This is a genomic window from Streptomyces sp. Tu 3180 (assembly GCF_009852415.1).
GTDB lineage: Bacteria > Actinomycetota > Actinomycetes > Streptomycetales > Streptomycetaceae > Streptomyces.
In genome coordinates this window covers 147640-170854 of record NZ_WOXS01000001.1, presented here as the reverse complement: position 1 = coordinate 170854, position 23215 = coordinate 147640, and the positions used below count along the sequence as shown (strand labels likewise).

General features: G+C 70.1%; 22 protein-coding genes and 1 CRISPR repeat array (1 of these 23 cut by a window edge). Of the genes, 16 read left to right on the top strand and 6 right to left on the bottom strand.

Annotated elements, in window-relative coordinates; genetic code table 11:
• Positions 1 to 1120: a CRISPR direct-repeat array (repeat unit 29 nt; unit sequence CTGCTCCCCGCACCCGCGGGGATGGTCCC); it reaches 5435 nt to the left of the window's first position.
• Positions 1121 to 1565: 445 nt separating this feature from the next.
• The 4 genes from GL259_RS00815 to GL259_RS00800 all read right to left on the bottom strand — a co-directional run bounded on the left by GL259_RS00815 (position 1566) and on the right by GL259_RS00800 (position 3731).
• Positions 1566 to 1955, bottom strand: coding sequence for a hypothetical protein (locus GL259_RS00815; protein ID WP_159528298.1), 390 nt, complete (start codon positions 1953 to 1955; stop codon positions 1566 to 1568).
• A 221-nt stretch (positions 1956 to 2176) separates the two neighbouring features.
• On the bottom strand, positions 2177 to 2905 hold the full coding sequence (locus tag GL259_RS00810) for a DciA family protein (protein WP_243762152.1): 729 nt from the start codon (positions 2903 to 2905) through the stop codon (positions 2177 to 2179).
• Between the two features lie 142 nt (positions 2906 to 3047).
• Positions 3048 to 3224: a hypothetical protein gene (locus GL259_RS00805; RefSeq protein ID WP_159528296.1), complete on the bottom strand. Its 177-nt coding sequence runs from the start codon at positions 3222 to 3224 to the stop codon at positions 3048 to 3050.
• A 171-nt stretch (positions 3225 to 3395) separates the two neighbouring features.
• Positions 3396 to 3731, bottom strand: coding sequence for a hypothetical protein (locus GL259_RS00800; protein ID WP_159528294.1), 336 nt, complete (start codon positions 3729 to 3731; stop codon positions 3396 to 3398).
• Between the two features lie 405 nt (positions 3732 to 4136).
• Between GL259_RS00800 and GL259_RS00795 the strand changes: the two genes are divergently transcribed.
• From GL259_RS00795 to GL259_RS00775, 5 genes are all read left to right on the top strand, one after another.
• A complete protein-coding gene (locus tag GL259_RS00795) occupies positions 4137 to 5333 on the top strand; it encodes a helix-turn-helix transcriptional regulator (protein ID WP_159528292.1) in 1197 nt (398 codons plus the stop codon).
• Between the two features lie 323 nt (positions 5334 to 5656).
• Positions 5657 to 6007, top strand: coding sequence for an ATP-binding protein (locus GL259_RS00790; protein ID WP_243762151.1), 351 nt, complete (start codon positions 5657 to 5659; stop codon positions 6005 to 6007).
• A complete protein-coding gene (locus tag GL259_RS00785; RefSeq protein WP_166461399.1) occupies positions 6004 to 6426 on the top strand; it encodes a DUF6415 family natural product biosynthesis protein in 423 nt (140 codons plus the stop codon). Before GL259_RS00790 ends, GL259_RS00785 begins: the two co-directional genes overlap by 4 nt.
• A gap of 173 nt (positions 6427 to 6599) precedes the next feature.
• Complete coding sequence (locus GL259_RS00780; protein ID WP_159528288.1) at positions 6600 to 6956, top strand: hypothetical protein; 357 nt, start codon at positions 6600 to 6602, stop codon at positions 6954 to 6956.
• A gap of 104 nt (positions 6957 to 7060) precedes the next feature.
• Positions 7061 to 7651, top strand: coding sequence for a hypothetical protein (locus GL259_RS00775; RefSeq protein WP_159528286.1), 591 nt, complete (start codon positions 7061 to 7063; stop codon positions 7649 to 7651).
• Positions 7652 to 8211: 560 nt separating this feature from the next.
• On the opposite strand, the gene GL259_RS00770 is transcribed toward GL259_RS00775, so the two are convergent.
• On the bottom strand, positions 8212 to 8712 hold the full coding sequence (locus GL259_RS00770; RefSeq protein WP_159528284.1) for an SAM-dependent methyltransferase: 501 nt from the start codon (positions 8710 to 8712) through the stop codon (positions 8212 to 8214).
• Positions 8713 to 8784: 72 nt separating this feature from the next.
• On the bottom strand, positions 8785 to 10173 hold the full coding sequence (locus tag GL259_RS00765; protein ID WP_208026389.1) for a Tat pathway signal protein: 1389 nt from the start codon (positions 10171 to 10173) through the stop codon (positions 8785 to 8787).
• A 188-nt stretch (positions 10174 to 10361) separates the two neighbouring features.
• On the opposite strand from GL259_RS00765, the gene GL259_RS38175 reads away from it, so the two are divergent.
• The 11 genes from GL259_RS38175 (at position 10362) to GL259_RS00710 (ending at position 23202) form a co-directional block, all read left to right on the top strand.
• Positions 10362 to 10868 carry a DUF6415 family natural product biosynthesis protein gene (locus tag GL259_RS38175; RefSeq protein ID WP_347814601.1) on the top strand — a complete coding sequence of 169 codons (507 nt, stop codon included), beginning with the start codon at positions 10362 to 10364 and terminating at the stop codon, positions 10866 to 10868.
• 200 nt (positions 10869 to 11068) lie between these two features.
• Positions 11069 to 12910 (top strand): glycoside hydrolase family 15 protein, encoded by a 1842-nt coding sequence (locus GL259_RS00760; RefSeq protein WP_159528282.1) that lies wholly within the window; start codon positions 11069 to 11071, stop codon positions 12908 to 12910.
• Complete coding sequence (locus GL259_RS00755) at positions 12907 to 14289, top strand: ATP-binding protein (protein WP_159528280.1); 1383 nt, start codon at positions 12907 to 12909, stop codon at positions 14287 to 14289. Before GL259_RS00760 ends, GL259_RS00755 begins: the two co-directional genes overlap by 4 nt.
• Positions 14286 to 14711, top strand: coding sequence for a roadblock/LC7 domain-containing protein (locus GL259_RS00750; RefSeq protein WP_159528278.1), 426 nt, complete (start codon positions 14286 to 14288; stop codon positions 14709 to 14711). The genes GL259_RS00755 and GL259_RS00750 overlap by 4 nt, the downstream gene beginning before the upstream one ends.
• Entirely contained in the window at positions 14708 to 15058 is a 351-nt protein-coding gene (locus GL259_RS00745; protein ID WP_159528276.1) for a DUF742 domain-containing protein, read from the top strand. The genes GL259_RS00750 and GL259_RS00745 overlap by 4 nt, the downstream gene beginning before the upstream one ends.
• A complete protein-coding gene (locus GL259_RS00740) occupies positions 15036 to 15644 on the top strand; it encodes an ATP/GTP-binding protein (protein WP_166461398.1) in 609 nt (202 codons plus the stop codon). The genes GL259_RS00745 and GL259_RS00740 overlap by 23 nt, the downstream gene beginning before the upstream one ends.
• On the top strand, positions 15641 to 16726 hold the full coding sequence (locus tag GL259_RS00735) for a cytochrome P450 (protein ID WP_347814600.1): 1086 nt from the start codon (positions 15641 to 15643) through the stop codon (positions 16724 to 16726). The genes GL259_RS00740 and GL259_RS00735 overlap by 4 nt, the downstream gene beginning before the upstream one ends.
• Positions 16727 to 16834: 108 nt before the next feature.
• A complete protein-coding gene (locus tag GL259_RS00730) occupies positions 16835 to 18067 on the top strand; it encodes a cytochrome P450 (protein WP_159528274.1) in 1233 nt (410 codons plus the stop codon).
• Between the two features lie 574 nt (positions 18068 to 18641).
• The gene (locus tag GL259_RS00720; protein ID WP_159528270.1) at positions 18642 to 18773 is read left to right on the top strand and encodes an FxLD family lanthipeptide; all 132 of its coding nucleotides are present in this window, start codon (positions 18642 to 18644) and stop codon (positions 18771 to 18773) included.
• Between the two features lie 84 nt (positions 18774 to 18857).
• Positions 18858 to 21956 carry a lantibiotic dehydratase gene (locus GL259_RS00715; protein WP_159528268.1) on the top strand — a complete coding sequence of 1033 codons (3099 nt, stop codon included), beginning with the start codon at positions 18858 to 18860 and terminating at the stop codon, positions 21954 to 21956.
• Positions 21943 to 23202, top strand: coding sequence for a lanthionine synthetase C family protein (locus GL259_RS00710; RefSeq protein WP_159528266.1), 1260 nt, complete (start codon positions 21943 to 21945; stop codon positions 23200 to 23202). The genes GL259_RS00715 and GL259_RS00710 overlap by 14 nt, the downstream gene beginning before the upstream one ends.
• Positions 23203 to 23215 lie beyond the last annotated feature (13 nt).

Genomic DNA, 23215 nt, shown 5'->3' with positions numbered 1-23215 from the left:
CCCGCACCCGCGGGGATGGTCCCGAGCCGTGCTTCGTGAAGTAGACGGCCAACCGCTGCTCCCCGCACCCGCGGGGATGGTCCCGCCGCCCGGACGTCCATGTCGGACGGGTAGCCCTGCTCCCCGCACCCGCGGGGATGGTCCCATCGCCCAGCAGCTCGCGCCCGGTTCGATGGGCTGCTCCCCGCACCCGCGGGGATAGTCCCCGCGTCAGCTCCGGGTGCGGGTCCCGCAACAGCTGCTCCCCGCACCCGCGGGGATGGTCCCTCGGTCTCGGTCGGGTGACCTGCGAGCGCCTCCTGCTCCCCGCACCCGCGGGGATGGTCCCCGGCGCCGTTTGCGGATGGAGGGGCCCGGCGGCTGCTCCCCGCACCCGCGGGGATGGTCCCACCCACTGGGCCGCGAAGTCGATCCTCGTCCACTGCTCCCCGCACCCGCGGGATGGTCCCGCTCCGCCTCCCACGCCGCCTTCCGGCACTTCTGCTCCCCGCACCCGCGGGGATGGTCCCCACGACAAGCGCCTCACCGCCCGCACCTACAGCCTGCTCCCCGCACCCGCGGGGATGGTCCCCTGTGGGAGGCGATCCCGATGGGCGTGAACCTCTGCTCCCCGCACCCGCGGGGATGGTCCCGGCCTGGTCGGCGAGGCGGCCGGCTTCTCGCTCTGCTCCCCGCACCCACGGGGATGGTCCCGGCGACGCCCATCCGGCCCGTGTGGCATCCGTCTGCTCCCCGCACCCGCGGGGATGGTCCCCTGGTCGCGTCGGGCGGATGGTGTGCGCCGTCCTGCTCCCCGCACCCGCGGGGATGGTCCCCGGCCGATCCAGGGCGAGGACCTGGAGCGGGACTGCTCCCCGCACCCGCGGGGATGGTCCCAAGTTGCCGAGCACGCGGATGGGCGCCCCGAGCTTCTCCCCGCACCCGCGGGGATGGTCCCAAGGGGCACATCGCCAAGGCCCGTGCCAAGTCCTGCTCCCCGCACCCGCGGGGATGGTCCCTTGGCGCACTGGACGGAGACGAACGGCCCCGTCTGCTCCCCGCACCCGCGGGGATGGTCCCACGGGCCCGCGCGGAGCGGCCCCCGTCCGACTCTGCTCCCCGCACCCGCGGGAATGGTCCGCAAGCGGAAGATAAGGATCTCCGTCACCACGCCAGCCGACGCAGTCAAGGCTTTGCGCCACAACCTCGAACCCGACCAGATCAAAAAACTCGTCGAACTGCTCACCGAGGACGACTGAACACAGCGAAGCCCCCGCCCCGGACTCCGGTCAAGGAGGAAGGCTTCGCTGTGCCGCCAGGCGCGCGCTACCTCAAGCGCCGCCACCGACGGGAGGAACTCACTGGGTGGGCTGACCGCTTCCCGGGCATGTCTCCCGGCTCCCCGGCTTCTGGTGATGCGCGGCCGGCTGGCCCTTCTCCGCACCAACCCACGAACCGCACTGCGAACACGACGCCTTGACCCGACTCGGGTCGAACCGCCCATCCTGCTGATCACACATTCCGGTCCCCTCTCGACGGAATCACTCCCCGCACCATGAAGCCGGAGGGAAAGAGCCGGAAAGGGGTCAGACCAGGCGCACGAATGCACGCTCGCTGTTCCGGAAGAAGACGGTCAGCCCTTGCCCGTTGTGACCCTCGCGCGTCGACCACACCTCGACGCGTTCCGTGTCTACCGGCTCCGCGGAACCGATCACGCCAGCCAGCCATGCGTCTGGCGCACCCGTCACCGGAGCTGCCGTGAACGCGGGGGGCTGCCCCTCGATCGGCGGCGTCGCGTCGTTGTGCTTCGCGCCGTCGGCCAGCTGACCGATCACCTGCCAACGCTGCTCACGGCCCGCGACCGTCGCCGCCAGCGCATACGGGTAGGGGCCGTTCTCCAGGACTTCCACTCGCTGCACGTCGGGGGAGTTTTTCAGCAGGTCAACCAGGTAATCGCGGTAGTCCAAAGGGCGCATAAATGATCAATCCTTTCGTGAGGCGTCGCCAGTCTAGAAGGGGCGAGGCAGGCGGTCTCAAGAAGGGCAGATGATGGCAGCGAGCCGCATGAGATAGCAGTAGAAAGAGCCGGGCGGCCCGCCGAAAAAAGCCCACTGTGATCAGCTACGCGACAGCGGCGCTGGCGGGGCGTCCAGCCCCGGGCCCTGCATGAGCAGCATCCGGGCCTTCCCGTATAGGCTCATCGCTGTCTGCTCCTCTGCTCCTCGGTGTTGGTGTCGGTACCACCCATCCGGGCGCGATTACGCTCCGTCCGGGCTCGGCGTAGCGCGGCGGCTTCGGTGGCTGCGGCTTGGCGGCGGTGCTGGGCCCGTGCGGCTTCGATCGGGCTGGGCCGGTCGCCGGGGTCGGGGAAGGCATGCCGGCTGAGCTGGCGCAGGGCGCGGGTCTGCGACTCGATCGCCTCCGCGATGGCGGGGTCGACGAGCCGGTCAGGCCGGGCCGCCTGGGGCGCGGTGAGCGCCTGGTGGTAACCCTCACAGGCCGTCTCGCGGGTTTTCACCGGCGCCTGGGGCGCGGCAGCGGTCTGCGGGGCGGGCTCCGTCCTGCGGGGCTCGGGCGCGGCTCCGGCGGCCAGGACCCGGATGGTGCGGACAACGTCGGTGCCGACCGCCTGGTTCGCCGTGGCGATGATCCGGGCACTGATCAGCCGTAGCTGGGTGGCATAGGCCGGGGAGTCCGGGCGCAGGTCCAACTGCCCGGACTCCGGGTGGAACGCGACAGCCTGGACGTGCTCGGGCAGCCGGGAGGAAACTGCGACCGCGATGTCAAGCCAGCGGTCCAGGACGCTGCCGCCGGCGGCCGGGATGGCCCAGGCCCGCTCCGCCATCAGGTCCTGGAGTACGGCGGCGACCCCGGTCGGCTCGCGGCCATCGCGCTTGACGGCATGCTGGGTGCGGCGGCGCGGCATCCGGGCCTCGCTGTCGCCGCGCTTGCGGGCAGCCTCGCGGGCGAGCGTGCAGTGCGACCCGCGCGAGGTCGACGCCGGACAGTTCCGAACCGTCCACGGCGGCCTGCTCGATACGGGTGGTGGTCTCGGTCATCAGGGCCTCCTACCGGTGGGTGATGGTCATGTGCGAGCTGCGGGCGGCACTGGCCAGCTGGCGGGCGCGGCGCATCAGCTCTGTGCCGTAGAGCTGTTCGGCGGCCTCGCGGCCCATGGAGTCGACCGCCAGGTCGATCAGATCGGTCACTCCGCGCATGAGCTCGCCCCGCGCCTGGGCACGCATCTGGTCGATCTGCGGGTCAGCCAGCCCTCTGTCCTCGCACCGGTCGTCCGCGACCGGCGCTTGGTCTCCGTGGCGGCCGCCGTTAGCCGCCTCGTGGACGTGGGCCATCGCCTGAGCCACCTGGCGCGTGACGGCGCGGCTGGTGGGGGCCTGCCAGTCACCCTCGAACTGCTAGGTGCGGGCGCGGACCTGCTGGATGCGGTGACGGCGGGTCGCCTTCTGGGCTGCGTGCCAGTCCTCCACCGCCGTGACCCGCTTCTCTAGGGTGTCCAGCAAGGTCTCTGCGTCGGCCAGCAGTGCGGCGAGCAGGCCGGAGCCCCGGCGGACCCGGGTGACGTCGCCGCGGCGGAAGTGGAGCCAGGCGCGGACGTCGGTCATGGTCCATCCGGCATCAGCAATGTGCCTGGCCACCCAGGCGATCCGGGGCACCGAGCAGCCGCGCAGCCAGTCCAGTTCCTGAGTGAGCTCACGGGCCAGCTGGAAGCGGCGGCCCACGACGTTCAGCAACCGCGCATACGCCTCACGCTCCGGGCCGCGCGGCTCAGTCGGCTTCTTCTCCTGCGGGAACACAACCGGCGCGGCCGCTGGACACTGGAGTCGAACACCGTCGATACGGGCTACGACCGGCCTCAGACCAGCCCGCACGACGATACCTGTGCGAGAGGTGCCCGTTGGCGGCTTTGAGCCGTCAGCCGCCAGGTAGGTCCGGCGCAGCGGGCTCTCTCCCTTACCAGCATTGAGGCCCGCTATGTGGCTGGGTCAGTCCGTGGTCACCGCGACATCGCCGCCCCGGGTCCCCTTCAGCAGGTGCAAAGACGAAGCCCCACCGCTCGGCGAACGGTGGGGCTATTCGTGTACCCGCGGAGCCGACCGCGGGTACCGTTCTGGTGTCGAAGCAGAACAGGAGCCAGTATGCACGCTCTGCCGCAAGACCACACTGGTACCCGAATCGCACGCCTACGCCGCGAGCGGCACCTGACGCAGAAGGCCCTCAGCGAGCTCGCGAACATCCCGTACAGCACCCTGACGAAGGTCGAGCAAGGTGTCATTCCCGCTTCACCCCACGTCGTGGGAGCGTGCGCCCGCGCGCTGCGCGTTGAAGTGGTGACCATCCAGGGCCAGCCCTACGCCGATGAGCTGCGAGCCGACCAACTCGATGTACTTATAAGGCCTATCCGCGAGGCCCTCGACGTGTACGACTTGGGCGCGGACCCTGACATTCGAGCCCGCCGACCGGAAGAACTGCACCGCGAGGCCGAACAGCTTTGCGCCGATGTGCGGGCAGGGAAGATCAAGAGCGCCGCGTCGCGTGTCGCCGGCCTCATCGAGGAGAGCACGACCGCCGCGCACACCACCCAAACCCGGGAGGGCTGGCTGACCTTGGCGAGCTTCTACCGCACGGCCTACGACGTCGCGGCGAAGCTGGGATACCCCGACCTCGCCCAGCTCTCCCTGGCCCGGCTCGACTGGGCAGCCCAGCGCGGGTCAGACGCTGTCCTCGGCGGCATGTACCACTACCTGCGCGCGCTCGCCTATCTGCGCGAAGGAAAGTACCGTACAGGCAGCCGCCTAGTACGTCTCGGCCTGACCACCCTGGACCAGGCCGAAGCCAGCCGCGAACGGCGGGTCGTCACCGGGCAACTCCACCTCGGCGCCGCGGTTCTGGCCGGCCGCGCGCACGACGCGGACCAGGCTCACACCCACCTCGGTGAAGCCGAGCAGATCGCAGTTGAGACCGGCGAAGCGATGAAGGTTCACTGGCTCGCCTTCGGGCCGACCAACGTGGGCGTGCACCGCGTCTCTGTCTTCGCCGAGCTAGATCAGTACGGCGAATCGGTCGAGGCCGCGGAGACAACTGTCATCCCGAAGGACTGGCCCAACTCCCGCACCAGTCACCACTATGCGGAGGTCGCCCGATCCCTGCTGTGGACAGGCAACCTCGACGCCTCCTTCGAGAACCTGCTCAAGGCACGCAAGGCCGCCCCGCAGCAAGCGAAGTACCACCCGACCGTACGGGAGACGTACGCGGGCCTTGAGGCCGCTCGCCGTCGCCTCCCGGACAGCTTCCTGTCCTACGGGTCGTGGCTCGGCCCCGTCTCCACCCACTAAGTCACACTGGGTGACGCTTTGGCCCCAACTATCAACAAGTGTTGATAGCTGGGGCCTTTACGGTTCACCACCATGTCGTCACACGCTATTTCGACATGGAGCCGACCATGACGACTGCCCACCTCCCAGCCTCGGGGCGCGCCCGTCGAGCCGCCTTAGATGCCGCTGATTTCCCCCTGCTGGCCGCCGCGGTGGCAGACCGATTACCTCACGCCCCTCGTCACCCCGGGAGTCCGCGCCGGACCCACGACCGGATGAGCGTGTGCTTCGAGGTCTCCCCGCCCCGGAACGAGAAGAGTATCCCCGAAGGGGATGCCCGCCGGGTGGGTGCGGCCCGGCGACTGGCCGCGGCCCGGCTGCGCTACTGCGGTCTGGAGACGCTGGTTGACGACGCGACGCTCATCGTGTCCGAGCTGGTCACCAACGCCATCCAGCACGGCCGCGGCGCACAGGTCACCTTCACCATGACCGTGCGCGACGGCTTCCTGCGCATGGCCGTGCACGACGAGACGACCGGCCGACCGGTCGTCCACGACGCCGACAATGACGCCGAGCACGGCCGCGGCCTCTTCCTTGTCGACTGCCTCACCGCCGCTCACGGCGGCACTTGGGGGACCAGCGACGGCGGGGCCACCACCTGGTGCCACCTCGCCGTCCCGGACGGGCGGCCATGACCGGGCCCGGCGCTGTCCAGCGCCTCCTCCGCCCCGTACAGCGGTGGACGCCGCCCCTGGACCATGCTGCACTCGGAAACGTCCTGGCCAAGGTCCGCCGGTGGCAGCCCTTCGACGGCGGCGCCCTCCTGGACGACGTCGCATCCGCTCTGGATGACGTCATACCGGAGGAAGCCGTCGAGAAGATCGCCCAGCGGCTCCGCGGCCACCTCATGCAGCTGGTGACCATCGCCGTCGCCACCGAAGCCGGGCAGGACACCGCGGTGGCGCAGCTCATCGAGCGGGCCCGCGCCCTGCGCACCAACGACGTCCCCGGCGATTACCGAAAGGCCGTCGGGCACCTGCGCCGGATGGGCTGGACCGCCGGCGAACTCCTCGAACGGCTCGTCGCAATGAAGCATTTGAAGGAGGCGACATGAGCCTTCGCGAGATGTCCGCCCGCCAAGATCAACCTCCTGGGAAGTCTCCGGTGCCCGTCGAGTCCCGGCCCTTGGCGCCAGCGGCCCGTGACCGCGTCACGGCTGGTGCGCTCCTCATCCACAGCTTCACAACGCAGCTTCCTGGCGATTCGAGGGCGCTGCACCTGCCCCGCATGTGGACCCGGCGTATTGTCACCGTCCTGGGCTGGAACGGTGACGTCCTGCGGGCGGTTGAGGTCGCCGCGCGGCTGGTGGACAACGGGGTGCGGCACGGAACGCCCGACGGCCTGGCCCTGTCCGAGCGGCAGCTCTCCTTGAGCGCTGCGCTCGAGGCGGCCGGCGCCCTGGTCATCGACGTCTCCGACCAGAATCCGGCCTTCCCCAACTTCGACGCGGCCGTACGCGGCAAGAAGGGGCGAGGGCTGCGGCAGGTCGCTCGCCTCGGCGCACGGGTTACCCGGTTCCTGCCCCAGGAAGGCCCCGGCAAGACCGTCCGTGCCGTCCTCGTCCCTGGGCTGGTGGACCTGTGACACGGCAGCACTTTTGGAAGGGCCAACGCGTCCCTTACGTCACGGCCTGGACCGCCGAGGCCCTTCCTCAACCCGGGCTCGTCCGGCACGTCGGGTACGCCGGCGTGGGCATCGGTTATGCGGACGAGGACCCCGTCACCGATCGGCGTTACGAGGCGCTGTGGGTGCGCTCGGGGATCGCCCCGGGTCGCGGCTGGCCGGACTTTCGCCGGTTGAACAGCCGCCGGCAGCAGCGCGCCATGTGCTACAGCCTGTGCCAGGTGTGCGGTGAGACCGTCCTTCAGGCACGGGCCGATGAGCGCACCCTGCATCTGCTGGGCGGCGCGGAACCGATCGCCGAGGGGGAGACGACCGCCGCGCCCCCCGTGCATCCGCTCTGCGGGGTCGAGGCGCTCGAGAACTGTCCGCCCCTGCAACGCGGTTGGGCGGCCGCCCTGGTCGAGTACGTCCCGCTGTGGGGGGTGGCCGGCGTGGTGCACGACCCGGTGACGCTGGAACCGCTTCCCGCGCCCGAGGGGCGGCCGGGCGAGCTCCAGCACGTGTACGTGGGGGACAAGACGATCCGCTGGACGCTGGCCAGCTTCACCGTGGTCAGCCTGCACGGCGTCACCCCCGTCTCGCGCGACCAGCTGTATGAGATGGCGCAGGAGGAAGCTCAGCGGCCACCGGTCGGCGAGCAGCCCAGCCCCGTATAGGCCCCTGTCCAGCGGCCCGGACGCCTCCCCTCGGCCTGGGCCGCCGGGCAGGCACAACCCCCGGCGCAGGGGCGAACTGCCCGACTCGTGTTCCCCCACGGCAAGGTCACCGCCCCGCGTCGGGCCTCAGCCCTCTTTCCCGCTCCGCTCCCCCGACGGGACGGCAAAGGACATCGCCTCTTCTTCACGGGAGGTACCCGTTGAACTCTCCACTTCGCGTCTTCGCGGAGCAGCTCCTCGACAAGGGCCGAGTCCCTGCTGAGGTTCCCACGGTCCGTGCGCCAGCTCCCGTGGGCTGGCTCGAGCCTTTGGCCACGCGCATTCTGAGTGCCTTGGCCATCAGCAAGCCGGCCTGCGTGTTCCTCGCGCACGGCTATGCCTACCTGGCCGTTCCGGGCCTCGACGATCACCCGCTCTACCTGCGGATGGCAGCTCAGTCCGTCATGACACCGTGGCCGGTGGACGCTCCCGCAGTCGTATTTACCGTCACGGGTTTGAGTCAGACCTCCAGCTGGTCCCCGACCATGCGAACGCCGAGTCGGACAGCACAGTCACGCCCGCTACACAGGGCGTTCCAAGGGCCGCTCGCTTGCCTTCGCCCAGTAGTTCGGTTCAAGCATCTCGCCGGGCCATGCGGGCTGACGGATCGGGCCTCGAGGCCCCATCTGTTCGAAGTACGGGGCCAGGTCGATCACGGGCGTCCCTTCGACGGCGTCGAGATCGGTGACCAGGAGTTCCCGGCCTTCGACTTTGAGCAACCGCGGGTAGCTGATCGCCAGTTGGTTGGGCCGACGGTGGTTGCGGTGAACGAACGTACCGGTCGCCGGCCAGCTCTGGTTTCCCCGTGGGCTGCGTGCGTGGAGCTGGACGTCTTCGGGCCGCGCCAGGTGGAAGCGCCACGTCACCGTCAGGTGGGAGAACTCCTCGATCCCCTGCAGTGTTTCGAGGGGGTAGGTGTCGTGGAGCCTGATGATCGATTCGACTCCGCCCTGGTAATCATCCTGCACGCGGGTGTGGCCCCCGACGACTGTTGCGATCGACTTGACCTCATATGTCGCCATCGGCGCTCGTTCCTCTCCCTGGGCGTAGCGTGTGCGGCGGTCTCCGGCCGACGCCGCGGATCTGCTCTGCGGTCAGCCTATGGTCCGCAGCATGTTCCGTGCTCGGCGGTCCAGTTCGGCGACGTGGCGACCACCGCGTTGCCGGACGGGCGAGAGGTCGCTCTGCATACGGACGATGACGTCGCGGGCGCGGCCGGACTGGACGCCGGCCATGGCGTCGAGGGCTTGATTCCAGGTGGCGCATGCCTCGTCGAGGTGTCCTTGCTGGACCTGGACGGCGCCGAGGTAGCCGAGGGTCACGCTGTGGGTGCGGGCGTATTGCTGTCGGCGGCGGGTGGCGACACTGCGCTGGAAGTGGATCTCTGCATCGCCTGGCCGGCCCAGGTCTCGCAGGGCGCAGGCGGTCTCGTGGGCCAGGGATGCTTCCTGGAAGAAGCCCACGCGGCCCGGTGCATCGTTGTGGTCGGCGCGGGCGAGGTCCCGCTCCGCGCGGCTGATGGCCGCGAGCGCTTTGGCGCGGTTGCCGTCTGCCGCGAGGGCTCGGGCGTGGACGATCGCGAGCAGGGCCTTCTCACGGTGGCTGGCTTGGCCATAGCGGTCCCGGGTCATGGAGGCGTCGGCCAGAGCGAGCGCTCGGCGGGCATGTCCGAGGTCCACGGCTTGGTGCGCCAGAGCGCGAAGGATGTGGCCGCTGAGGGGCCCGTCGCCCGCTTCGGCTGCGATGCGGGCGGCGAGGGTGAGGTAGCGCTGGGCGGTGCGGTGCTCGGAGGCGTCGAAGGCCATCCATCCCGCGAGGTAGGTCATCTCCGCAACGGCCGAGTAGGTGTCACGACGCATCTGTTCTGTGGTGAAGCTGCTGCCCAGCAGGGGCACTGCTTCGTCGCGAAGGTGGCCGGCGAGGGCCGAGCGCCCCGAGGCTCCGCCGCGCTGCTGGTCTCGTGCGGAGTAGAAGGTCGTGAGGTTGCGGACGTCGTCGATGTCGGCCTGGGCCACTCGCCGGGGCGAGACCGAGGGGCGCGAGGCCGCGGCGGCAGGGGCGGCTGCCCACCACGAAGCAGGGGGCAGCACAAGGCCGGCGGCCGAGTAGGCGGTGGTCGCCAGCATTTTGCGTCGGTGCATGTCCAGGTCGTCGCTTCCCAGCTCGGCCAGCACGGTCACAGGGTCGACGCTCCAGTCGGAACCGCTGTCGGTCGTTGCTGTCGGTCCGTCTTCCAGCCCGAGGTCGGCCGGGGTGAGGCGGCGGCCGAGCCTGCGGGACAGCGTCTCACGAAGGATATGGGGCGCCTGGCCGCTCGGGTGCGTGCCTTGAACCCACATGGCGATGTGCGAGCGGGAGATGGCCTCCAGCTCACGCACCTTGCTTTCCGCGGCTACCCGCGCGACTGCCGCGGCTGCTTGTGGCTGGGACCAGCCCGCTTCGCGCAGGAGGGCGGCGAGGGCGACGTTTCGCTGACGAGCCATGCGCTGTCTTCCGAGTCGAAATGGTCTTTGACGCCTTTGACGGCTTTGGGGTGTGCACGGGCATACCCCTCAGCGGGGATTCACGCTTCACTCAACGTAGCCGCTAGGTCACTCACTTCGCACGCCAGCTGCCGATCCCGTACGGCGTTCTCCCTTCAACTCGGCTGACTTTGCACAGGAGTCCCGCTATGCCTTCCTCATCAGCCGCCCGCCGGGGCCGGCTTTCCCTCACCGGCCTTGGCACCGCGTTGCACGGTGCTGCAGTCAGGGAAACCATGCGGCGGCGAGAGGAGACCGTCGCCGCCGGCGAGACCATCGCCCTGGTTCTCGGTGATCACTCGCCTCTGCCGGAGACCGCTGCGGACGTGGAGGTCCTCACCCTGAGGTTGCGAGGCCACATCAACCGACTGGGAGCGGTCCTTCCTCCCACAACTCCCGCCCTCGCTCACGCGCAGCAGCTCGGTTCGGCTCCCGTCCCCTGCGGATACGTGCGCAGCCGCGTGCATCTGGTCCGGCTGGCCGAGGCCACACAGGATCTGGTGTCCACCGCCCAGGACCTCACCGAGCGGTCCTTGCCCTGGTGGCGAAGAAGCATGCGCCAGCGGTGGAGGCCCCGTCGCCATGCAGGGCGCGTCGCGGTCTTCGCTGTCGCCCTTCTCCTCTTGGCCATCGCCGCCTCGGTGCCACGAGAGTGATGCGCCTGCTCACCAAGCGCGAGTCGGCCACCGCGACCGACAACCGGCCGGTCAAAGGCCGAGGCGACGGGCACGCCGCCACACCAGCACCGGACGGCCTGCGGCCTGGCGCCTGCGTCCTTCCCCCGCTCCCCGTTCACTTCGGCCGCCAGGCGGCCCCGACCCCTCTCCGGATTCCCGGACCTACGGAGACCCGAACAATGAAACGCCTTCCCCGTATCGAGCAGTACGGCTTGATCGGCGACATGCAGACCAGCGCGCACGTCTGTGACGACGGATCGATCGACTGGCTGTGCCTGCCCCGTTTCGACCGGCCCGCTGTCTTCGCCGCCCTGCTCGGCACGCAAAAGCACGGTGCCTGGCGCATAGCCCCCGCCTGCGCCACCGGCACAAAACCCGCTGCTGAGCGGCGGTACGTCGGGGACTCCCTCGTCCTTGAAACGCTGTGGCACACGCCGGCAGGCTCCGTCCGCGTCACCGACTTCATGCCGCCTCGGGACGGGGCGCCGCAGGTGATCCGGATCGTCGAAGGGGTCGCCGGCGAAGTTCCGATGCGGTCCGCCCTGCGTCCTCGGCCGGGTTACGGGCGGGTCAGCCCCTGGATTCACGAAGTGGGCGGGCGGATGGTCGCCGAGGCCGGCGCCGATGCGCTCTGGCTCGACACCTCCACCCGGCAGACGGAGAAGGACGGCGCGATCGTGAGCACCTTCACGGTCACTACGGGTGAGAGCGTGGCGTTCGTCCTGAGCTGGGGCCCCTCGCACGGCGCCGCACCCGAGGTAGCGGACCCGGATGCCGCGCTCGCCACGACACTCAAGGTCTGGCAGGACTGGAGCCGGCAGTGCACCTACGACGGGCCCGACCGTCAGGCCGTCGTCCGGTCCGCGATCACGCTGAAGGCCCTGACGTACGCCCCCAGCGGGGGGATCGTCGCCGCGCCGACCACCTCGCTGCCGGAGACCCTCGGCGGCAGGCGGAACTGGGACTACCGCTACACCTGGATACGCGACGCCTCCACCACCCTGGCCGCCCTGCTGAACATCGGTTTCCTGGCCGAGGCCGGCGCGTGGCGCAGGTGGCTGCTGCGCGCGGTGGCCGGCGACCCGGAGAACCTGCAGATCATGTACGACGTCACCGGGGAGCGGGATCTGCGGGAGTGGGAACTGCCGTGGCTGCCCGGCTATGAGGGCTCGGCTCCGGTACGGGTCGGGAACGGGGCCGCGGACCAGCTGCAGCTCGACGTGTACGGCGAAGTGATCGAAACCCTCCACCTCGTCCACCGGGGCGGCCTCGCTCCTTGCAGCGACACCGCCGCCCTGCACCAGCGTCTCATCGCGCACCTTGCGCAGCGGTGGCGGGAGCCGGACGAGGGCATCTGGGAGATCCGCGGGCCGCGTCGGCACTTCGTGCACTCCAAGGTGATGGCCTGGGTCGCGGTCGACCGGACGATCCGCCTGGCCGAGGCCGGTGCTCTGAACGTCGACTTGGCCGTCCTGAAGGAATTACGCGCAACCATCCACCACGAGGTGTGCGCCAAGGGGTTCGACCCGGTACGCAACACCTTCACCCAGTTCTACGGTTCGGCCGAGTTGGACGCGTCCTTGCTGCTGATCCCCCGCGTCGGTTTCCTGCCCGCCGACGACCCGAGGGTGATCGGGACGGTGGACGCCGTCCGCCGGGAGCTGTCCACGCCCGAAGGGTTCGTCCAGAGATACGCAACGGCCGCAGACACGGTGGGCGTGGACGGGCTCGTCGGCGAGGAAGGCACCTTCCTGCTCTGCTCCTTCTGGTTGGTCGACGCCCTCGCCCTGACCGGCCGCCTCGAGGAGGGCCGCGCCCTCTTCAACCGTCTGCTGGCCTTGCGCAGCGATCTCGGTCTGCTGGCCGAGGAGTACGACGTGACCACAAGAAGGCAACTGGGCAACTATCCCCAGGCGTTCAGCCACATAGGTCTGATCGAGTCGGCGCTCCTCCTGCAGCGCCTCGACGCCCGCAAGCCCGCCACTGCCGCCACCGCCCTCACGCCGGTGGAGGTCCGATGAGCACCGCCGGCACCGCCCTCGCCCTCCTGCTCACCCTCACGCTCACTACCGGTGGATCGGCGGCATGGGTCCTGCGGCGCCACTGGCAGACGGCACGCCAGGAAGCCGAACGGCTCGCCCGACAGCAACGGGCCACCGAACGCGCCCTGGTCCACCTCCTGCAGCAGACGCTTCCGCAGTTACGGCACACCGGCAGACCGGGCGCTCTTCCGCCCCTGCCCGCAGAGCTGGCCGGCACCACGGTCGGCAAGCAGCTGACGGCGATCGCGGTCCGCGCCGCCGAGGTCGTGCACGCGGTCGCACAAGACACCCACAGCGCGGCCCGCAGGCAGGTCGAGCAGGCCCAGGCGGCAGCAGCGGAAGAAATCAGACAAATCCGTACGATCACAGCGCAGGAGACGGCACAGATCCACTCGACCGCACTGGAATCCGCCCGGACTGCGGTGCGGAGCGTGTCGTCCGCCCTCGTCGGGATGGCAGCGAAAACCGGCCGGCAGGTGAGCGAGGGAGTACGACGGCATGAGAGCGACGCCGCGTTCGAGACGCTGACCGGCATCGACCACACCGTCCAGCAGATGCTGCTGACCGCCCAGGGCTGGGCCGTGCTGGCCGGCGGCAAGCTGACACGACGGTGGCCGGCGACCGCCCTGACCGACGTGGTACGCGCCGCGATGGGCCACATCGAGGACTATCAGCGGGTCCGTACCCAGGAACTGCCCACCGCGGTGACGAGCCGGGCCGTCGGACCGGTCGTGCACACCCTGGCGCTCCTGCTGGACAACGCGGTGCGGTACTCGCCACCGAACGCGACCGTGCACGTGTCCTTCCAGGAGGGGCACCACGGCGTCACCATCCTGGTGGACGACGCCGGCCTGCGCATGACACCCGAGCAGCTCGACCGGGCACGCGACATCCTCACCGGGCACCGCCACGAGGACCTCACCCAGCTCGGCGCCCACCCGCAGACCGGTTTTCCGGTCGCCGCCGCCCTCGCGGACGCCTACGGCTTCCGCGTCGATCTGGAAGCACCGAACGCATTCCTCGGCACGCGCGCCCTCCTCTTCCTCCCCCAGGACCTCCTCACCCCAGCCCCCGGGGCCCAACCAGCGGAACCGGCTCCCCTCGAGGCCGCCACCGCTGCCTCTGTGACCCCCGTGCAGCCCGGCCCCCGGCCGGACCGGACTCCGGCACCGCCCCAGACGACGGCCAGCGGCCTCACCGTTCGCACCCGCAGCAAAACCCCCGATCCTGCCCCGCGTCTTCCCGCCGCTGAACCGGGACGGCCGAGCGTCGTCGCCGCCTGGGCCCGCGGCACGCAGCGCGCCCGCAGCGGCGAGACCCCCTCCTCCCCCGCACCCGAAGAAGGACCACACTCATGACCAACCACAACAACAAAGGCAACGGCAACGGCTGGCTGCTCAGCGAACTGGAGAAGACCGCCGGAGTGGAATCCGCCGTGCTGGTCTCCGCGGACGGCATGCTGCAAGCCCACACCGGTGAGCTGGACATCGACCACGCCGAAAAACTGGCGGCCGTCGCCGCCACACTACGGGGCGCCTCACGGGCCTACGCGCAGGAAGCCGGCGGCGAAGGGGTACGGCAGGTCCTCATCGAAACCGTCACCCACATCGCCCTGATCACCCAGGCAGGCGAGAACACCATGCTCGTGGTGAAGACGGACGGGCCGAACGCCGACATGGGTGTGGTCAGCGAGGCGGCACACCGCCTGGCCTCACGCGTGGGCCGCGAGCTGGCAGTCGCCGCACGCAGTACGGGCAGCACGAAAGCACCGACGGCATGACCGGGCCGCGGCAGGACCCGGATCTGGTCAGGCCCTACGTCCGCACGGGCGGACGTACCCGCCCGAGCCAGGACGTCCGCCTGGAGAGCCTGGTGTTCGCCGCGACCGGCACCATCCAGGGCCTGGGACCGGACGCCCGGCGCGTCCTTGCCCTGTTCGCCCCGGCCCAGGGCGGCGGCCTGGCCGTCGCGGACATCGCCGCCGCCCTGGCCCTGCCGCCGTCGGCCACCCGGATCCTCGTCGCCGACCTCATGGACCAAGGCCTACTCACCGCCCCCGCCGCTCCCGAACAGCCCGCCGCCTCGCTCATGGAAAGGGTGCTCCATGGACTGCGCGCTCTCGCCTAACCGCGTCGACTTCGTCCCGCCCACGGTGACACAGTCCGCGAAGATCGTGATCGCCGGCGCCTTCGCCGTGGGCAAGACCACCTTCGTCGCCAGCGTCTCCGAAGTCGCCCCGCTGCGCATGGAAGAGCCGATCACCCGGGCCAGCACCGCGGTGGACGACCTGACCGGCACACCCGGCAAAAACACCACCACCGTCGGCCTGGACTACGGCCGCATTCACCTGAGCGACCAGCTCGTGCTGTACCTGTTCGGCACCCCCGGGCAAGTACGCTTCCGGCCCCTGTGGGAGGACCTGACCGAAGGCGCCCTGGGCGCGCTCATCCTGGCCGACACCCGTGACCTGGACGCCTCGCACAACATCCTCGGCCTCCTCGAATCCCAAGGCACCCCGTACGCGGTGGCGATCAACCTGTTCGACCACGCCCCCCGCTACCCGCTGCCGGAAATCCGCCAGGCCCTCGCCTTGGAAGACCACACCCCGCTGACCGAGTGCGACGCCCGCGAGTACGGCTCCTGCCTGCAGGCACTGATCACCCTCGCCGAGTACCTCACCCGCCCCGCACCCCGCCTGGAGCCCCAGCCATGAGCACCACCCCCCGCCGCATCCCCCTGTACGAAGCCGACTTCGCCTCCAACCCGCAGGCCGCCTACCGGCGCATGCGCGAGGAATCCGGCCCCCTCGTGCCCGTGGACCTGGCCCCCGGGGTGCCGGCGACCCTGGTCGTCGGCTACGAGCAGGCCCGCCGCATCCTCGGCGACCCCATGCGCTTCCCCTCCGACCCGCGCGCATGGCAAAAGACGATCCCGGACACCTGCCCCGTCCTGCCGATGATGGAATGGCGCCCCAACGCCCTGCGCTCCGCCGGCACCGAACACGCCCGCTACCGGGCCGCCAACACCACCGCGCTCGACGCCATCGACCAGCACGCCCTGCGCGCCCTGGTCGAAAAGGCCGCCCATCAGACGATCAGCGGCTTCCGCCACGACGGCAAGGCCGACCTCCTGGCCCAGTACGCCTGGCCGATCGCCTTCCACGTGCTGAGCACCCTGCTCGGCTGCCCCGACCAGATCGGCCACCGCATCGCGGACGGCATGGCGAAGATCTTCGACGGCGTGAACGCCACGATCGGCAATCAGATCCTCACCCAGGCCGTCACCGACCTGGTCGCCCTGCGCCGGCACCAGCCCGGCAACGACCTGACCACCCGGCTCCTGTCCCACACCGTCCGCCTCGACGACACCGAAATGATCCACCAGATCGTCACCCTCTACGGCGCGGGCATCGAACCGCTCACCAACCTGATCACCAACACCCTCCTGCGGCTGCTGACCCACATCGGCTTCTCCGGCGACCTGCACGCCGCAGACGCCTCCGTCCGCGAAGCCCTGGACACCGTCCTCTACCGCGACCCGCCGCTGGCCAACTTCTGCATGAGCTACCCCCACGCCCCGTGGACATCGACGACGTTCTCCTGCCCGCCGACCAGCCAGTGGTCATCTCCCTGGCCGCCTGCAACAACGACCCCGCCATCGGGACCTCACCCACCCTCGGCAACCGCGCCCACTTCGCCTGGGGCGCCGGGCCGCACAGCTGCCCGGCCCGCAGCCACGCCTACCTCATCGCCGAAACGGCCATCCACCACATCCTCGACGCCCTCCCCGAGATAGACCTCGCCTGCCGCCCGGGCGACCTCATCTGGCGCCCCGGCCCCTTCCACCGGTCCCTCAGCACACTGCCCGTCGTCTTCCCCACCACCCGATGAAGGAGTTTCCGCCGTGCCCCAGCAGCCCATCCTCATCCTCGACCCCCGAGCCGCCGACCCTCACGCCGAGCACCAGGCCTTACGTGCCCGCGGCGCGGCCACCCTGGTGGACATCCTCGGCGTGACCGCCTGGTCCGTCTCCGACCCCGACCTCCTGAAGCACCTGCTGACCAGCCCGGACGTCTCCAAGGACGCCAAGAACCACTGGCCGGCCTTCGCCGAGACCGTCCCCACCTGGCCCCTGGCCCTGTGGGTGGCGGTGGAGAACATGTTCACCGCCTACGGCCCCAACCACCGCCGCCTGCGCCGCATGGTCGCCCCCGCCTTCTCCGCCCGCCGCATCGCCGCCCTGAAGCCCATCGTCCACGACCTGGTGAGCGGCCTCCTGGACACCCTCGACGCCCTCCCCACCGGCGAGGTCATCGACCTGCGCGAGCACCTGGCCTACCCCCTGCCGATCGCCGTCATCGGCCGGCTCATGGGCGTCCCCGCCCACCAGCGCACCGAGTTCCGCACCGTGGTGGACACCGTGTTCGCCACCCACCTGTCCGTCGAGGAACAGGCCGCAAACACCGCCGCCCTCTACCGTCTGCTGGACGCCCTGATCGAGACCAAACGCACCGAGCCCGGCGAGGACATGACCTCGCTGCTGATCGCCACCCGCGACGACGAGGGCGACGGCTCCGCCCTCAGCCACGCCGAACTGCGCGACACACTCCTGCTGATGATCAGCGCCGGGTACGAGACCACCGTCAACGTCATCGACCAGGCCATCACCACTCTGCTGACCGACCCCCAGCAGCTCACCCACCTCCGGGAGGGCCGCTGCACCTGGCAGGACATCGTCGAGGAAACCCTGCGCCACCAGCCCGCCGTCAAGCACCTCCCCCTGCGCTACGCCCTCACCGACATCCCCCTCCCCGACGGGCAGACAATCAAGGCCGGCGAGGCGATCCTCGCCTCCTACGCCGCCGCCAACCGCCACCCCCGCTGGCACCAGGACGCCGACCGCTTCGACGCCACCCGCCCCAGCAAAGAACACCTCGCCTTCGGACACGGCGTCCACTTCTGCCTCGGCGCCCCGCTCGCCCGCCTCGAAGTCGCCACCGCCCTGCGCCTGCTCTTCGAACGCTTCCCCCACACCCAACTCGCCACAGAACAGGCCGGGCTGGAAACGCTGCCGAGCCTGATCAGCAACGGACACACCTCCGTCCCCGTCCGCCTGCACCCGGCACCCAGCCGCTGACCGATGTCAACGAGGAAGGCCCTCATGGTGACCCCCGCCCCGACTACACCACTCACCCCAGCCGAGCAAGGCATCACCCAGCACGTCGCGGGCGGCTTGTCAGCACGTGAAATCGCCGACGCCACGCAGCTCTCATCGAGCACGACGCACTCCTACCTGCGCATCATGCGGGGGAAGCTGCGCAGTCCCGAACGCTGCACCCTGACAGTCGTCGCCCATCGGCTGATCGCTTCCGGGGAAGCTGCTGTTCCCCATCGGACATGCCCGCGCCCGCACTCAGTGACGCGCGGCTGGTCCTTCTGCGAGCCGTCACCGAGTGCAGTCGACCGCTCGACATCACACAGGCAGCAAAGCTCGCCCCCGCGGACCTTCGCGTCTCGCTCCACCAGCTCCTCGCGGATGCAGGTGCCGCCGACACCACCCAGTTGGTCTCCCGCCGCCCACGCAAGGGTCTCCAGCGGCTCCTGACCACCCCAGACCACCGGCACAGCGCCCGTGCCGTGCCGGCGCCGCTCACGCGGCACTCATCCCGCGGCTCAATGGGAGCCGCGCACACCTATGGAGGAAACAACACATGGAGAACGACGAGTTCGACCTCGACATCAGCGTCCTGGAGTCCGGCGACGGACAGGCCACGCTGATCAACCTCACCGACGACGGCTGCGGCAGCACCTGCTCCAGCCCGTGCGCCACCAACGTGGCCTGACCCCCCAGCACGCCGAAGTGCCAGCCCGCGCGGTCATCCGCCGCGCGGGCTGGCACCTCCTACACCACGAACCAGGGAGGGTGCATGGATTCCGGGAAGGACGGACCGCTGTACCGGTGTGCGAACACGACACTCGTGCGCGCCACCCGTTACTCAAGGCTGCCGCTGCCCGCGTGGCCGGACCTCACCGACGACACCCCGGCCCGGCAAGTTCAGTGGCAGGCGTGGTTGCGCGACGTCTGGTCGATGACCGAGGTCGCCGACACCATCGAGCAGGCCAGCCCCGTGCTCGCACAGCAGATCACCACCCTGTGCGCAGCGACTCGACCCGAAACCCGTCAGCTACGCCGAGCTGTGATGGCAATCATGCGGTACGTGTTGCGGATGACGGGCCGAGCAACCCCCAACGGCCTGTTCGCCGGCATCGCACCCGCCTCCTTTGGAACACAGCCGGGATGGACCTGGGGCGAGTGGCACCGCGCCGTCGTACGCGCCGACGGCGACTGGATCGCTGACCTGATCGCCCGCCTGGAAGCAAGCCCTCAACTCCTGCGGCAGCTCGACGTGATGGGCAACAACACCGCCTACGTACGCGGTGACCGGTTGATCGTCCCCTATCCGCCCCGCTCACGCCGCACCGAGAACAGCCTTGCGGCAGAAGTATCCCTGCGCTACACAGCCGCCGTCCGGCTCGCCGTCGAAGCCGCCGCCTCGCCCATCCCTTTCCAGGCAGCCGTGAGACGGGTGAAAGCCGGGTTCCCCGACGTGCCTGATCACCGGGTGGAAGGGCTTGTCACCAGCCTGGTCCAGCGCGGTGTGCTCATCAGCAGCCTGCACGCGCCGTCCGCCACCCTGGACGCCCTCGACCACGTGGTCCAGCAGGCCGAGGCCGCCGACGCGCCGCCAACCGCGAACCTCGTGGCAGACTTGCGAGCGGTCCGAGACGCCATCCGCCAGCACAACCAGGTCCTCACCCCGGCGGACGGTCGACGCCTACGTACCGCCCTGCGCCAGAAGATGACGGCCCTGAGCCCCGTCAAGGCGCAGCCCCTCACGCTGGACCTGCGCATGGACTGCTCGCTCACTCTGCCCCCACAGGTTGCCCGCGAGGCGGAGGAGGCCGCCACCGTACTGGCCCGGCTTTCCGCGCATCCCTTCGGCACACCAGGGTGGAAGGACTTCCACAACAGGTTCTTCGAACGGTACGGCATCAATTCGCTCGTCCCGGTCCGGGACGTCGTGGACCCGGATGTCGGTCTCGGATTCCCGGCCGGATACCGGGACGCGGAATCCGAACGACGTGAGGCCCTGACCTCCTGTGAGCAGCGTCTGCTTTCCCTCGCCCAGGCGGCCGTGCTCGACGGCCGCGACGAGATCTGCCTGGACGAGGAACTGGTCCGCACATTGACGGTCGCAGACCCGAACGTGGCGCAGGTGCCGGCCCACACGGAGCTGCGCTTCCAGATCCGCGCCACGTCACAAGCCGCCCTCAAGGAAGGCGACTTCACCCTCCACGGCGTGGCGCCCTCCCGCGGAATTGGCACGACGAGCGGTCGAAGCCTGGGGTTACTCACACCAGAGGACCAGACTCACATAGCCGCCATGCTGAAGGAGCTGCCGGTCAACGCGCCCGGCGCGTTGCCCACGCAAGTCTCCTTCGCTCCTCTCGACCGCGGCGACGCCAACGTCACCCGCGTTGCCGAACTCCTGCCAGCCGTGATCAGCCTGGCGGAGCACCGCCCGGTGGACGAGCGCACCGTCACACTCGATGACCTCGCCGTGGGCTGCGACCGCCGCAGGCTCTACCTCGTGTCCCTCTCCCGTGCGTGCCTGCTGGACCCCATGACGCTGCACGCTCTGGACCTGCGCGGCCACACGCCCCCGCTCGCCCGCTTCCTCACCGAGATCAGCCGTTCCCAGACCACGGTTCTGACCATCTTCCCGTGGGCCTCCGCCACCGCCCTGCCGTACCTGCCGCGCGTGCGCTACGGACGCACGATCCTCTCTCCGGCCAGGTGGCGGCTGGACCGGTCGGAGTTGCCCGGCCGCCGAGCTTCCTGGAAGGAATGGCGCAAGGCCGCCGACGAGTGGCGCACGCGCCGACGAGTTCCGGACCACGTCGCGCTGACCGAGGACGACCAGCTCCTCCCGCTGGACCTCTCCCAAAGCGCGCACCTCGCACTGCTGCGCGCCCACTTGGACACCAACGAGTCGGCCGCCCTGACCGAAGCGGTATCCGACGCGGGCTGGTTCGACGGACGGGCCCACGAGATCATCGTCCCGATGACGGCCACCCGCCCGCCACAGTGGCCAGCCGTCCCGCGCGTGACCGCTGAGCAGATCCTCACCCGCGACTACGGTCATCTCCCGGGAACCGTTCCATGGCTGCTGGTCAAACTGTACGGGCACATCGAACGCCAGCCCGAAATCCTGGCCCGCCACCTTCCCGGACTCCTCGCCCAGTGGGAAAAACCGCCAAGGTGGTGGTACATGCGCTACCGCGATCCGCGCTGGCACCTGCGTCTGCGCATCGCGGTACCCAACCCGCAGGACTTCGCATCCGCCGCACAGCGCGTGGGTGCCTGGGCGGCCCAACTGCGCCGTGTTGGACTGCTCACCGACATGCAGTTCGCCACCTCCTACCCGGAAAACGGCCGGTGGGGCACGGGGCCGCTGATGAGCCTGGCCGAAGACGTTTTCACTGCGGACTCCCGCGCCCTGGCCGTCCAGTTCGCCCAGAACGTGCGCCCTCACCATCAGGTGCTCACCGCAGCGAACTTCGTCGCGCTCGCTGCCGCATTCACTGGCAGCACCGCAGGCGGCATGAACTGGTTGATCACCCACGGCCGGATCACCGACCCGCGCCCCCTGGACCGGAGGGTGCTCGATGAGGCGGTACGTCTAGCCGATCCGACCGGCGACTGGGCAGCCCTGCGCACGGCCCCCGGCGGCGCGACCATCACTGCCGCCTGGAGCGAGCGCAACAAGGCCGTGGCCCGCTACCGGAAGCTGCTGAATATCTCGAGCGGCATCGACCCGAACCTCGTTCTCGACTCGCTGCTCCACGCCCACCACATCCGTGCCACCGGCATCGACAAGGACGACGAGCGCACGTGCGTACGGCTGGCCCACGCCGCCGCCATGGCCTGGACTCACCGAGGAGATCACCATGGACCTGCGTGAAAAAGCGCGGGTCGCCGCCGACACCATCGCAGGGCGACTTGCCGCACCGCGGGACATACGAGGGCTGCATCACCGCCAAGGCTGGTGGCCACAGTCCCTCGCGCACGGCGCGGTCGGTGTCGCGCTGCTGCACATCGAACGGGCCCGCACCGAGCAGGGGCCGTGGCAGCGCGCACACGACTGGCTCGCCTGCGCCGCAGCAGAACCCGCCGTGGGGGGCGCGGACAGCCACCTCCACTACGGGGCGCCCGCGCTCGCCTTCGCCCTGCACGCCGCAGCCGACCGTCCCGGACGCTACGTCCGCGCCCTGAACACCCTCGACAGGTGCGTCACGGCGGCGATCCGCGACCGGCTCGTCGGCGCGCACACGCGCATGGACCGGGGCGAGATGCCCGCACTGGCCGAGTTCGACGCGATCCGGGGTCTGAGCGGGATGGGCGCGCTCCTGCTGCACCGCGACGTCCACACCGACGTGCTCCGGCAGATCCTGACGTACCTGGTCCGCCTGACCGAGCCGGTCAAGCACGACGGCGAATTCCTGCCTGGCTGGTGGAGCCACCTCGCTCCCTCCGGCGCGACCTCCCCGGACTACCTGGAAGGGCACGCCAACAACGGCGTCGCCCACGGCATCGGCGGCCCCCTCGCCGTGCTCTCCCTCGCAGCGTGCCGCGGCGTCACCGTAGAGGGTCACCTCGACGCGATGACCCGCATCCTGGCCTGGCTTGATCACTGGCAGCAGGAGGGCCCCGCCGGCCCGTGGTGGCCCTACTGGATCACCCGCGAGCAGCTACGATCCGGCACGCCCGGCTCCGGACCCTCCCGGCCGTCCTGGTGCTACGGGACCGCCGGACTCGCCCGCGCTCAGCAACTTGCCGCTCTGGCTCTCAATAATCCTGCGCGTCAACGAATCTCCGAGGGCGCCCTCTTACGCGCCATGACCAACCCCGGCCAACTCGGCGCGACCGTGGATCTCTCCCTGTGCCACGGCTTCGCGGGTCTGGCGCACATCACGCAACTCGTTGCCGCCGACGCCACCACCCCCGGCCTCACCGAGTGCCTGCCCCGGCTCCTGGCACCGATCACCGACATCGCGCCCGGCACGCTGGCGGACTCCCTGATCGACCCACCCGAAGGCGGGGACATCGGTCTCCTCGAAGGTGCCGCAGGCACCGCCCTCGCCCTCCACTCCTTCCACACCGGAGCGCCGTCCGCGTCCGGGTGGGACACCTGCTTCCTGACCAACTAGCCATAGAGAAGAG